Consider the following 13101-nt stretch of genomic DNA (forward strand, 5'->3'; position numbering starts at 1 on the left):
CCCCGGGCGGTCGCCGGACGCGCATACTCGGAGGATGGCCGACACCACCACCGTCGAGGTCGACACCGACGTGCGCGACCGGCTCGCCGCTCTCGCCGCCGACCGCGGACTGAGCCTGCGCGCGTACCTCGCCGAACTCACCGCCGCCCAGGAGAACGCGAGCGCCCTCGCACGCGCCGCCCGGGCCTTCGAGGACGCGCTGGAACGCCCCGGCTTCCGCGAAGGCTTCGCACGCGACTTCGACGGCCTCACAGCCCGCGACTGACGAGCCCGGCGCCCGGACCGTACACCCGGGTGGCCGCACCGGCGGGCCGGTCGGCCGGAACGTCCCTAGGCTCGGAGGAGGACCGCTGCGAGCGCTGGAGGACGGCTGTCATGACCGATGCGAGCGAGGCGCGGCAGGCCGACCGCTCCTTGAAGGCCAAGCACCGGGCGATGTGGGCGCTGGGCGACTACCCGTCCGTGGCCTCCCACGTCGTCTCCCGGCTGGGGCCCCTGCTGGTGAAGGAGTGCGGGATCCAGATCGGCGACCGGGTCCTCGACATCGCGGCGGGCTCCGGCAACGCCGCCATTCCGGCCGCGCTGGCCGGGGCGGACGTCGTGGCGTCCGATCTGACCCCCGAACTGCTGGAGGTCGGGCGGCACCTGGCCGCCGTGCAGGGCGCGAAGCTGGAGTGGCGGGAGGCCGACGCCGAGGACCTGCCCTTCGCGGACGGCGAGTTCGACGTCGTCATGTCCTGCATCGGCATCATGTTCGCCCCGCACCACCGCACCGCCGCCGACGAGATGCTGCGCGTGTGCCGGGCAGGCGGGACCGTCGGTCTGCTCAGCTGGACCCCCGAGGGCTTCGTCGGCCGGCTGTTCGCCACGATGAAGCCGTACGCCCCGCCGCCCCCGCCCGGTGTGCAGCCGCCGCCGCTGTGGGGGAACGAGGAGTACGTCCACGAGCTGCTCGGCGACGCGGTCACCGACGTCGTCACCCGCCGCCGGACGGTCCCCGTGACCCTCTTCAAGAACCCTTCGGACTTCCGGGAGTTCTTCAAGGCCTGCTACGGACCGACCATTGCCGTGTACCGCGCGGTGGGCGACGATCCGGAGAGGATCGCGGCCCTGGACGCGGCGCTCGACGCCCTCGCCGCCGAGCACACCACGGACGGCGTCATGGAGTGGGAGTACCTGCTGCTGACCGCCCACCGCCGGGGCTGATCCCACCGGCCACGACACGCGCCACCCGCCACCCGCCACCCGGTGCACCCTGTCCGTCGATCACGGGGTGCACTTCGGGTGCGCGTGCCACCACTCGCGGTGGAAGCGGTTGGTCGTTGCCTCGCCGTGGACACCCCCACGGTCACCGGCTCCGGGTCCGTCTGCCACACCACCGCGTACACGGTGACCGGCACGGGCGGCGGCAGTTGACGCCGCACCGACTCGTGGTCAACGGCGGCTTCGCCAACGGCTCCAGCCCGTGGAGCGCAGGTCCGGGCAGGCCCCGCGCGAGGGCCTGTCCGGGGGCTCGCGCCTCACGCCGGGCGGTCGGCCGCGAACTCGGCTTCGAGGACCTGCGTGAAGATGCCGATCGGGTCGTCCCAGTCGCCGTTGACGCTCTGGGCGACGAGGTGCTCGCCGTCGCGGGTGCCGTACGTGTAGCAGAACGAGCCGTTGATGGCGCCGCCCATGCCCCAGACCGTGGTGCCCGACGACACCGTCATCGCCGACATGCCCAGGCCGTAGGCGGCGCCGGGGATCCATTTGCCCTCGGGGGCCGGGCGGGCCGCGAACATCTCCTCCTGCTGGGCGGGCGGCAGCAGCCGGCCGCCCAGCAGCTCCGCGAAGAAGCGGTTCAGGTCCCGGGCGGTGGAGACCATCCCGCCGGCCGACCAGGCGAAGCTGGTGTTCAGCTCGGTCACGTCATGGATCTCGGCGTCGGGCGTGGTGAGGAAGTTCTTGCTGTAGAGGCGGGCGTGCGGGCCGCGCAGCCCGTGCTCGTCGCGGCCCGGAAGGTACGTTCCGGTCAGCTCCAGCGGGCGCGTGATGCGCTGCTCCAGTTGGTGGGCGAAGGTCCGCCCGGTCACCTTCTCGATGATCAGGCCGACCAGGACGTAGCCGGTGTTGCTGTACGTCCAGCCCTCGCCCGGTGCGAAGTCCGGGGCGTGGGCGGTCGCGATCTCCACGAGCTGCTCGGGGCTGAAGCGGTCGTAGCGGTGCTCCAGGAAGGCCGGGCCGTAGTGCCGGGAGAGCAGCGACTGGTCGACGGCGTAGTTGAAGAGCCCGCTGGTCATACCGAGCAGGTGCCGGATGGTGATCGCGCCGGCGTCGTATCCGTTTCCCCTGACCATGCCGGGCAGCCACCGCTCGACGGTGTCGTCCAGGGACAGCTTGCGCTCGGCGGCGAGCATGAGGGCGAGGGTGGCCGTGAAGGTCTTGGTGGTGCTCCCGATGCGGTACTGCTCCTCGGGCAGCCGCTCGCGGCCGGTCGCCGTGTCGGCCACCCCCGCAGCAGCGAACCACCGGCCCCGGCGGTCCTGGACCTCGGCGACCATGCCGGGGAGGCCGGCGCCGGTCACCGCCCGGTCCAGGACCTCCTGTACGGCGGCACGCGAACTCGTCTGCTGGGGAACGGGCTTGGTCATCCGTAGGCTCCTCGATGCGCGCCAGTCACGTTCTTCCCGATGGGAAAGACGCTACGGCGCGGCGCCCCGGCCGCGCTGGCCCGCTCCCGGCCAACATCAATACGACCGAAACGCCCCGGTTCACCCGTCGGTGCGCCCCTCCTTGCGGCGGGCGCCGCCCCGGCCCCTGCCCTCGGGGGCGATCATGGCGATCAACCCGTAGTCCAGCTCCGCGCCGTCGATGAGCAGGGCTTCGATGGTGCGGGTGGCGGGGTCGATGTCGGCCTCCACGCCCTCTCCCCGGTAGCGGGGGTAGCCGGAAGCCCCCTGCTCGCCGGTCGCCTCGACCACGGCCGACCTCAGGGCGCGGTCCGCCGGGGAGGCGCCACGAAGGTTCTCGATGTGTTCGGGCACCACCAGGATCTCGAAGCTCTGCGGCTCAGTGGTCATGGAACCGAAGCTACCGGATAGGGCGCCGCGCAGCCGGTTCACACGTCGCGGTGCCGCACCACGATCACCGTGAGGGCCACGGCGGTCAGCGGCCGGACCCGGTACACGGTCCAGGAGTCGGGGACGACGGCCGCTGGACCACGACGGAGGAACGCACGCCCCGTCGACCGTCCGGCCACCACCCCGCGCCCGGACCGATCACCGTCAAACTCACCACCGCCGAGGCCGAGAAGGCGATCCGCGCCGGCGGGTCCGTCACCGTCCACGACCCTCAGGCCGTCCCCACAGCCGAGATCCGCAATCCCGAACTCGACTGCACCGACGACCTGCCTGCCTCCCTCGACGGCGCCGGCATCGGTGGGCTGCCTGCGTACGGCGTGGGGAGCCGGCGCAGCAGGCTGGGCGAGCGGGTGGGGCCGGGGAGGCTGCCTCCGTTGTCAGTGCCGGGCAGGATGATGTCGTTCATGACCGAAAACAGTGCCCTGCTTTCCCCTGCCGCCTACGTGGAGGCCGTAACCACCGCGCTGGCGGCGTCCGCCGCGTACTACGGCGACGGGACCACCCCGCTCGGTGACGACGAGTACGACGGGCTGCTGCGCGCCATCGCCGCCTACGAGGAAGCCCACCCCGCCGAGGCGCTCGCCGAGTCGCCCACGGGGAAGGTCGCGGGCGGGGCCGTGCAGGGCGACGTGCCGCATTCGGTGCCCATGCTCTCCCTCGACAACGTCTTCGACGCCGACGAACTCGCCGAGTGGGCGGCCGGGCTGGAACGGCGTCTGGGCCGCCCTGTGGCGGGGTGGTGCGTGGAGCCGAAGCTCGACGGCCTCGCCGTGGCCGCCCGCTACCGGGCCGGCAGGCTCGTGCAGGTCCTCACCCGCGGCGACGGCTTGGCCGGGGAGGACATCACCCACGCCGCCGACGCCGTCCTCGGTCTGCCCCCGGTCCTCACCGAGCCGATCGACGTCGAGCTGCGCGGCGAGGTGCTGCTGACGACCGCGCAGTTCGAGGAGGCCAACCGGATCCGGCTCACCCACGAGGCCACACCTTTCGCGCACCCCCGCAGCGGGGCGGCCGGCACCCTGCGGGCCAAGGACCGCCCTTACAGGATCGAGTTGACGTTCTTCGCCTACAGCGCGATCGGCCTGGACGACCTCGGCCATCTCGCCCTGCTGGAGACCCTGGCCGCGCTCGGCGCGAACACCGCCGCCGGCACCGCCGCCGCCCCGACGCGATGCGAGACGCTCGAGCAGGTGCAGGAACGTATCGACGTGATCGCAGGTCTGCGCGCGGACCTGCCCTTCGGGATCGACGGCGTCGTCGTCAAGGCCGACACGGCCGAGGACCAGCGGCAGGCCGGCAACGGCTCGCGCGCCCCCAGATGGGCGGTGGCCCGGAAGCTGGCCGCCGAACACAAGGTGACGCGCCTGCTGGCGGTGGAGTGGAACGTCGGCCGGACCGGGATCGTCGCCCCGCGTGCCGTCCTGGAGCCGGTGGTCATCGACGGGGTGACGGTCACCTACGCCACGCTCCACAACCCCGCCGACATCACCCGCCGCGGGCTCATGATCGGCGACCAGGTGTTCGTCTACCGGGCCGGTGACGTGATCCCCCGGGTCGAGGCACCACTGGTCGACCAGCGCACAGGCGCCGAGAGCCCCATCGTCTTCCCCGAGGCCTGCCCCCGCTGCGGCGACGCGATCGACACCACCGAACAGCGGTGGCGGTGCGTGCGCGGCCGGAGCTGTCAGGCCGTGGCCTCGGTGGTCTACGCGGCCGGCCGCGACCAGCTCGACATCGAGGGCCTCGGAGGCACCCGAGCGATCCAGCTGGTGGAGGCCGGTCTGGTCAAGGACATCGCCGATCTGTTCACGCTGACCCGCGAGCAGCTCCTCGGTCTGGAGCGGATGGGCGAGACCAGCGCCGCCAACCTGCTTGCCGCGATCGAGACCGCCCGCGGGGCCGCGCTGAGCCGTGTGTTCTGCGCTCTCGGAGTTCGCGGCACCGGACGGACCATGTCCCGTCGGATCGCCGCGCACTTCGGGTCGATGGCCGCGATCCGGGCCGCCGACGCGGACACGCTGGCCGGTGTCGACGGCATCGGCACCGAGAAGGCCCGCGTCATTGCGGCGGAACTCGTCGAACTCGCGCCGCTCCTCGACAAGCTCCAGGCCCAGCAGGTCGGCACCCGGGTCACCGAACCGCAGAAACCCGCAACCGACGACGGCGGCGACGCAACCTCGGCGGACGGCCCGCTGGCAGGAGAAGCCGTCGTGGTGACCGGTTCCATGACCGGCTCCCTTGCCGCGCTGTCGCGGAACGAGATGAACGAGCTCATCGAGCGTGCGGGCGGAAAGGCCTCGTCGTCGGTGTCGAAGCGCACCACCCTTCTGGTCGCGGGCGAGAAGGCCGGCTCCAAGCGGGCCAAGGCCGAAGAACTGGGCATCCGCATCCTCGCCCCCGAGGAATTCGCCGCCCTCGTCTCCGACCTCCTGCCCGGCGCCTAGCCACCCCGCCGGCCGTCGTAGCGGTCGGAATGTCCGCTGAGGTGGCTGCTGCGGCCCGGGCAAGCCTCACCGCGTACCGGGCAAGCCGCCGCGCGTCACGGTCGATCCGAGCGGAGCCTGCAGGGCAGGGCCTGTTCGAACGGGTCGCCCGCTCGTGAGGGAGCCGAACGCCCGGCCTCGTGGAGGGCCGGGCGTTGCCCGTCTCGTGCCGCACCGGCCGGAGACCTCACTCGTCATCGGCGGCTGCCTGACCGGCGGCTCCGAGGAGAAGCCGGGGCCGGATATCGCGGCCGTCAACGGAGTTGCCGGGCAGGCCGCTTCGCGGGCCAGACCTGCGGCGTACGATCACATACCCGCCTGCCGAGCAGGGTTCGGGTTCGGGCACGCGGTGATGGGCGCATCCGGCCGGGCGGTGTCAGTGCCGGGCACATCGAAATCCGAGATCTTCCACCGGCGATTTGAACGCAGCCGCTCGGTTCGTCCAACCGAACCCGTCGAAGGCCCTGCCGCCCGGCCGTGGCCGCGCAGCGGCTGAGGTATCTGCGTATCGGCGTTTCAAGTGGGCTAACGTCGCAGATCAAGGTGTGGCGCTCCTCCCGTCGGCTCTGCCTTTGCTCGCCCGAGTACCGCTCGTTCGACCACGCCGACCGCCTGTACGGCATGGGCAGGAGACCCCACAACGACGACGACCTGGGGGATCAGTGCTTTCAGCGGCAGCGCGCACACCACGAGACCGAGCGGCACGAATACCGGAGGTCGACGCCCTGCGCGGCTTCGCGCTCATGGGCATCCTCGTGGTCAACGCCCTGATGATGGCCGGGCCGTACAGCCTCGGAGCCATCACCGATCCGGGTGCCTCCGCACTGGACCGGGCCGTCGAGGGCGTCGTCCAGACCTTGGCGGTCGGCAAGTTCTACCTGATGTTCTCGTTCCTCTTCGGCTACAGCTTCACCCTGCAGCTGACCTCCGCCGAACGCGCCGGCACGAGCGCCGTCCCCCGCCTGCTGCGCCGCTCAGTCGGCCTGCTCGTCCTGGGAGTCCTGCACGCCGTGCTCCTGTACACCGGCGACATCCTGACGACGTACGCGGTGCTCGGCCTGATCCTCATCGCCGCACGCAACTGGACACCCGGCGCGGCGCTGCGCGCCGCCCGGATCCTGTACGGGTGTCTCAGCACGTTCCTGCTCCTGGTCGGCTTGGGGACCGTGTTCGTGCCGGACGCCGAAACAGCCGAGGCGGACTCCGAACTCGTGCAAGAAGTGCCCGTGCTGGTCGCCGGCTACCGCGGCGATGCCTCGTCCGTCGTGCAGGCCAACATCGACCGGCTACCCGACCAGCTCCTCGCCGCGCTCCTGATGAGCGGCTTTGTCCTGGCGGCCTTCCTGGTCGGGCTGCACTGCGGCAAGCGGCGTCTGCTCGCCGACACGGGGAACCACCGCGCACGGATGCGCCGCATCCTCGTGATCGGTGCCGCCGTGGGCCTGCCCGGGAGCCTCTTCATGGCCCTGGCCGTCAGCGGCCCGCTCGGTCCCCGATGGTCACTCTTCGGCCAGATGGTGGGAATGGTCACGGCCCCCGCCCTGACCGCCGCCTACGTCTGCGGGATGCTCCTGCTCATGAAGACCGCCCGCGGCGCGCGCATCGCGGCGCTCTTCGCCCCCGCCGGCCGAATGGCCCTGACCAACTACCTGAGCCAGTCGCTGATCATGGCCCTCGTCTTCACCGGCTTCGGGCTCGCCCTGTACGACCGCCTCAGCCCGGCTGTCGTCGTACTCGGCGCACTCGCGCTGTACGCCATCCAGCTCGCCGTCAGTTCCCGGCTGATGGCCCGACACCGCTACGGCCCGGTGGAATGGCTGCTGCGCACGATCACCCTCGCACGGCTCCCGCACGACCATGAACGGCCAGCAGTCAGGCAATGACGCACACTCCCGCCGGCCGGCACCGCCCACCGGAGCGTGGCGGTCCAGCCCGTTCTCTGCCTCGTCCAGGTCGGGGATCCGGTGGGCCGGCGGCTCCGCCGTCGGGCTTGGACCGCCACCGCGGGGGATCACTGTGCCTGGGCAGCGGAACCGGGCACCGCGGCCCTCGTGGCCGGTCGCAGCGGCTTGGCCCACCGGTAGGTGCCGGGCCGCCGGCGCTCCGCGCGCAGGGATGCGATCGTGTATCGGTTGATCCACTCGTTGATCCGGGCGGCCGGCCGACCTGTGATCACCAGGCGGTGGGCCGAGTCATCGGTGCGTACCGGCTGAATGACACCGTCGTGGCGACCGAGGCTGATGGCCTGCGCCAGGTAACGGAACCTGAGCGGCTCGGGCTCGCGTCCACGGGCGAGTGCGTCGATGGCCTCGGCGGCGTGCGCACCGGTGGGCATCGCCGTCGCGCATGCCATACGGAGTTCGCCCGTGCCGGGCACGGTGACGCGGGCCGCGTCGCCGACGACGAACACCTCGGGGTGGGAGAGCGAGCGCATGGCTGTGTCGACCAGGGCCCGGCCTCGCTCGTCCACGCGGAGCCCGGCTTCGGCGGCCAGCGAGGGAACGGTGAACGCGGCGGCCCAGACGACCACGTCCGCGGTCAGCTCACCGTGATCGGTCGACAGTCCGCTGCCGTGGACGGCTCGGACCCGGGTGTGTGCGTGCAGGTGGACGCCCAGACGGTGCAGGGAGTTGCGCACATGGGTCCGGCCGGCTGGTGAAAGCGCGTTTCCGGGTTCGCTGCCGGTGACCAGGTGTACCTGCCAATCCCCGGCCGACTCGGCGAGCTCTGCGGCAAGTTCGATGCCGGTTGCTCCGCCGCCGACGACGGTGACGGTGCCGGATCCACGAGACAGTCGGTCACTGAGCTCCTGAGCCTGCTCCAGTGTGTAGGCGTGCTCGCCGATGCCGGGAACGCGGGTGGTGTCGGTGCTGCTGCCGAGGGCGTAGACGAGCCGGTCGTAGGCGAGCGTGGTCCCGTTGGCCAGCAGGACCGTACGGGCAACCGGATCGATCGACGTGGCCGTGGCCTTGACCGTCTCGATCTCCCTCCCGGCAACGAGGTCACGCAGGACGATGGGTGTGCCGGCGCGGCCGGCGGCGATTTCGTGCAACCGGATCCGCTCGGTGAAGCTTTCCTTGCGGTCGACGAGAGTCACCTGGTGGCGGCGGCTGACGCGGAGCGCCGCGGTCACTCCGGCATACCCGGCGCCCACCACCACGACGTGCTGCTTCTGTCCCATGTCGATGTTCCCGTTCCATTTTCGCGAGGCTTCGTGTGTGCCCTTTCGGTATGAGGACCGGCGAGCGGGCCCGGACGTGACAGCGTCCCGCCGCTGTGTCGTGTGAAGTAGATCTCATGCCGGCTTCCGGCACCTGACGGACGGGACGGTGGGAGGAGGCCGCGGCTCCGGCCGGGGCTGGGAGCCTTCCGCTGGAGGACCGGGCAAAGCCGCAGTGACTCCCCGCATGGCACCCACCGCGGTGGGCGACTCGCTTGCGGCGCCGCCGGGGGGCATGCCCAGGGCGCGGGACCGCCCGCTGACGGCGACCACGGCGTCACGTCGTCCAGTGAACCGGTCAGGACCGCTGCGAACGCGTTCACCTTCAGCAGCCCGGTCGACCGGTCGGTGAAGAAGGCCCCGCCGGCCGCGGGGAATCTCGAAGACGAACAGACGGTGCAGGGGCCGGTTCACCCGGCCAACCCGGCCAACCCGGCCAAGACAGGTGATCGACCCTCGGCCGGGGTGGGGCAGACCCCTGCCTCCGGCCGGGACGGGCGCGATGGCGGCCGGGGTGGTCAGATGCGGTGCAGCGGCGCGGCGTGCGTCCAGTGCCAGTTGGCCGGGCTCCACTGCTTCTTCAGGACCGTGCGCTGGCGGGCGTACTCCCGCAGAGCTTCCTCGACGGTGGCAGCGAGGGTGGTGAGGTCGTCGGGGGCGGGTACGCGCAGGATCAGGTGCTGCTTGGTGTGGGCCAGCAGCAGGTCGCCGTCGGGGGCGCAGGATCCAAGGGTGAAGTGGGTCAGGGGCTTGAACGCCTTGGTGTCGGTGTCCAGTTTGGCGCGCAGCACTCCTGCCTCGTTCCAGGCGTAGAGGCCGTAGCGGTTGAGGTGGAAGGCGTGTCCCCTGTGCGGGTCGGTGGCGACGTTGAAGCAGAGGCCGGTGAAGGGCGAGTCGCGCCACTCGTGGAGGCCGCGGAGCCGTCCGGTCATCTCGCCCCGGTCGTTGACGAGGGCGAAGACGAAGGGCTGGCCGCGGCTGCCGCCCCGGAACGTCCTGGCGTAGAAGGGGACGACGAACAGGTTCTCGGAGAGCGGGACCGGGCGGCCGAGGCGTGACTGATCCCAGCCGGAGAGGCTGTCCTCGGCGGCGACGAGCTCGGTCAGTGCCGGGCGGGGACGGTTCGCCAGGCCGACGGGGGCGTCCCGGTACGTGGCGTGCGGGCGGAGGTCGACAGCGCTTTGGTGGGCCGGTTCGGGGTCGAGCGAGGCGAGCGTGCGGATGGGCGGCTTGGAGTCGGCGGTCAAGGCTCCCTCGGCGATGCCCACCAGGTTGATGATGACGCTGCCGTACCTCCACACGCCGTACTCGGCGACGGTGCAGAGCAGTCGGCCGGAGGGAGTGACGGTGATGGAGCCGGCGAAAGGGTCGCCTTCACCGGGCGTGAACCCCCCATGGGGGCGCCCGTCCTTCGAGTCGTAGACGGCCAGGACCCGGCTCAGGTCCGGTGCGACGAGGGTGGTCCTGTCGGGTGTCCCGGTGACGGCCAGAACGCCGTCGGGCAGGACACACAGACTGATGTCGCCGCCGTCGGCGACGTCCGACTCCCCCTCGCGCGCGCCGCCCGTGCGGAACTGCGCGCTCGCCAGGACCTCGCCTTCCGCGGAGTACCGGGTGATGATCCGGTACCCGAAGTTCGCGATCTGCGGGTCCTGCTCGTCGCGGGCGACGCCGTAGGTGTGGCGGTAGACGCCGTACAGCGCGTACACCTCGCCGTTCGTGGCCCCGACGAGGTCGAAGAGGTGCACGCCCCAGCCCTTGGAGTAGAGCGCGGTCAGGTCGAGGCGGTGGTGGTCGACCAGCGTGGCCGGCAGGGCCAGGGGAAGAGTCTGGATCATGCCCCTCATCCTGCGTCACGGCGCTGACAGTCGGCTCGGAGACCGACCGGTCCGCCCCGGGGGTCTCCACCGCGTTCTCGAACGTCGTGCCGCGCCGCAACCGGCTCACGGGCCCGATGCCCGCCCGCGGCGGAAACCGGCCGGGCTCGGCCGTGGGCGGGGGCTGCTCCCGTGCCCCGGCGATGGTGACGAGGTACCGCTCCTGGCGACAGCGCTCTGCCCGGCGTGCCCCGCAAGAGCCCTGTCCGGGAGCGTATTTCGGCCGGGGCACCCCGGTGGGGCGCGCGGGCGGGTTTCGACGAGGTCCAGGCCGTGCTGATGAGCCCGTGGGGACGGCGGCGGGTGGTTGCCCGACGTCGTAGCCGACCCGGCAGGGCTGTCCTGGGACGCCCCAGCATCACCGAACTGCGGTTGACGTGCGAACAGCCCGCCGGGAACGGCGTCCTGCGGGCCCCGGACACGCTCGTCGACCCGACGCCCGCGTCGATCCCGGCCTTCACCTCCGGACCTCGATCGTGTCCTCGAACGCGTCCCCACGACGAGACGTACCGGCGCCGCTGCTGAACGGCCAGCCCCTCATCACAACGGCGGTCAACCCCCGTTGACGGTCGGCCGGCGGGAGTGGCTGTGGGTGGCGCCGACTGCCACCCACAGCCGACCCGGCCGGCTCACCGCGCGGGGCGCGCTCGACACGCACCCCGCAGCAGCGTGGCCGGCGGGGTCACCGGTCTGCGCCGCCCCGTCTTGGCGGCGCAGAACCGGGGCCTGGTGGGTGGTCGATCAGGCGTTGGCGCAGGTGTTGCCGAAGGACGGGTTCAGCAGCCCGACAAGGCTGACGGTGTTCCCGCAGGCGTTGACCGGGATGTGGATGGGGACCTGGATCAGGTTGCCCGAGCCGACACCCGGCGAGTACGCGGCCACGCCCTGCGCACCCGCGTCGGCCGATGCCGTCGACGCGCCGCCGACCACCACCGCGCCGGCTGCCAGCGCCACCGCCACCACTCGTCGCACACGGACCATGTGAACTACCTCCCTCAAGAGTGCACCGGCCGGGCGGAGGCCCCGCGGCGGCCGGTGAGGGGAGACGGGGGAACCCCTGCCGGCTCCCCTCACGCACGTGCTTCGCAGCGCCCGCACACAGGGTTTGGCCCCCGGCCCCGACTTCCCCCGAACGGGCTCATCACGGCGGGTTCGGGGGAAGGCTCCACGGGGCTGCAGCAGTGCGGTACCGGTGTCCCAGCCGGCTGGGACGGCTGTCGGGCCCGGGCGATACGCCATGCCCCGAGAGCGCTCTGCATCGTCCCGCGAACCTCTCCTTCACGGGACACAAAATTCCGTGCACGAGCCCCGGAGGAGCACGTACTGTGTGGCTCAACGCCCAGAGATGAACGGAAGGAGGCGAGTGCGGTGCAGTTCACACTTTTCCAGCGCTCCCTCTTCCTCTGTCCCGGCGTGGTTCGTCAGTTCTGACCGGGAGCGCTCCAAGCAGCCTGTATCCCGGAGGAATCCATGACCGATCTGGTCATCCGTGCGCTCTCCGCGAGCGACGCTCATCTCTTCGACGCACTCCCCGACCCACTGGGCGCCCGTGAAAGCCATCGGCGTACCCGGTTCCGCCCCGACTGGCAGCGTGTCGCCCTGCGCGACGGCGAGATCGTCGCACGCGGAGCGTGGTGGGGCGGCCCCGACGACTCGGAGCCTGTCAACATCAACTGGTTCGACGTGGCCGAGGGCGAGGAGGAGGCCGGGGCCGAACTCCTGCGCTCCGCTCCCTGGCGGGTCGAACTCGAGATCAACCTTCCCGGCGGCTGGCGGGACACCCCCGGCCTCCAGGCCGCCGCCGAGACGCGCTTCGCCGCCGCACGAGCCGCCGGGTACGAAATCCTGGTGGAACGCTTCCTGTACCGCTGGACCCCCGAGCGAGGGCTGCCCGAGCGGCCCGGACGCCTGCGCTTCAGCGCCGAACCCGACGACACCGTGTTCTTCGACGCGTTGCGCCGCATCCACTCCGTCACTCTGGACGCGCACGCGCTCAAGGCCATCGACGAGGGCGGCCTCGACCAGGCCGCCCAGGAGGAACTCGACTTCTTCCACTGGTGCCCCTCCCCACGCGAGTGGTGGCAGATCGCGCACACGCCGGAGGGCGAACTGGCCGGCATCCACATCCCGGCCCACAACCCCTCCGGCCCGACCATCGGTTTCATCGGAGTCGTCCCGGAACAGCGCGGTCACGGCTACGCCTACGACCTCCTCGCGGAGTGCACCCACCTCCTTGTCCAACAGGGTGCGGGGTACGTCGGCGGAGCGACGGACCAGGGCAACTTCCCCATGGCCGCGAACTTCGCCAAGGCCGGCTTCCCCGTCATCAGGGAACGCATCAACTTCCACCCGGTGGGCCAGGCGGCCTAGCGAGGGACAGCCCGCGGTGAGCGGTCCGGCCC

Annotated in this window: 10 protein-coding genes; 5 read left to right on the forward strand and 5 right to left on the reverse strand. The window is 71.6% G+C overall.

Going from position 1 to position 13101, the window contains the following annotated elements:
• The first annotated feature begins 34 nt into the window (after positions 1–34).
• On the forward strand, positions 35–265 hold the full coding sequence (locus ACZ6JS_RS31005; protein ID WP_469302865.1) for an antitoxin MazE7: 231 nt from the start codon (positions 35–37) through the stop codon (positions 263–265).
• A 110-nt stretch (positions 266–375) separates the two neighbouring features.
• Complete coding sequence (locus ACZ6JS_RS31010) at positions 376–1206, forward strand: class I SAM-dependent methyltransferase (RefSeq protein WP_469302867.1); 831 nt, start codon at positions 376–378, stop codon at positions 1204–1206.
• Between the two features lie 314 nt (positions 1207–1520).
• Here the strand turns inward: ACZ6JS_RS31010 and ACZ6JS_RS31015 are convergent, their stop codons facing one another.
• Both ACZ6JS_RS31015 and ACZ6JS_RS31020 read right to left on the reverse strand, forming a co-directional pair.
• The gene (locus ACZ6JS_RS31015; protein ID WP_469302869.1) at positions 1521–2630 is read right to left on the reverse strand and encodes a serine hydrolase domain-containing protein; all 1110 of its coding nucleotides are present in this window, start codon (positions 2628–2630) and stop codon (positions 1521–1523) included.
• A gap of 120 nt (positions 2631–2750) precedes the next feature.
• The gene (locus tag ACZ6JS_RS31020; protein ID WP_469302871.1) at positions 2751–3059 is read right to left on the reverse strand and encodes a hypothetical protein; all 309 of its coding nucleotides are present in this window, start codon (positions 3057–3059) and stop codon (positions 2751–2753) included.
• A gap of 455 nt (positions 3060–3514) precedes the next feature.
• Here ACZ6JS_RS31020 and ligA point away from each other — a divergent pair, with 455 nt between their 5' ends.
• Positions 3515–5563, forward strand: coding sequence for an NAD-dependent DNA ligase LigA (gene ligA / locus ACZ6JS_RS31025; protein ID WP_469302943.1), 2049 nt, complete (start codon positions 3515–3517; stop codon positions 5561–5563).
• Between the two features lie 782 nt (positions 5564–6345).
• Positions 6346–7485: a DUF418 domain-containing protein gene (locus ACZ6JS_RS31030; RefSeq protein WP_469302873.1), complete on the forward strand. Its 1140-nt coding sequence runs from the start codon at positions 6346–6348 to the stop codon at positions 7483–7485.
• A gap of 128 nt (positions 7486–7613) precedes the next feature.
• Here the strand turns inward: ACZ6JS_RS31030 and ACZ6JS_RS31035 are convergent, their stop codons facing one another.
• From ACZ6JS_RS31035 to ACZ6JS_RS31045, 3 genes are all read right to left on the reverse strand, one after another.
• Positions 7614–8783, reverse strand: coding sequence for an NAD(P)/FAD-dependent oxidoreductase (locus ACZ6JS_RS31035; protein WP_469302874.1), 1170 nt, complete (start codon positions 8781–8783; stop codon positions 7614–7616).
• A gap of 557 nt (positions 8784–9340) precedes the next feature.
• On the reverse strand, positions 9341–10660 hold the full coding sequence (locus tag ACZ6JS_RS31040; protein WP_469302876.1) for a hypothetical protein: 1320 nt from the start codon (positions 10658–10660) through the stop codon (positions 9341–9343).
• Positions 10661–11440: 780 nt separating this feature from the next.
• A complete protein-coding gene (locus ACZ6JS_RS31045; RefSeq protein ID WP_469302877.1) occupies positions 11441–11680 on the reverse strand; it encodes a chaplin in 240 nt (79 codons plus the stop codon).
• Between the two features lie 489 nt (positions 11681–12169).
• On the opposite strand from ACZ6JS_RS31045, the gene ACZ6JS_RS31050 reads away from it, so the two are divergent.
• A complete protein-coding gene (locus ACZ6JS_RS31050) occupies positions 12170–13069 on the forward strand; it encodes a GNAT family N-acetyltransferase (protein ID WP_469302878.1) in 900 nt (299 codons plus the stop codon).
• Positions 13070–13101: the final 32 nt, after the last annotated feature.

The sequence above is a fragment of the Streptomyces sp. NPDC046349 genome, assembly GCF_055587885.1.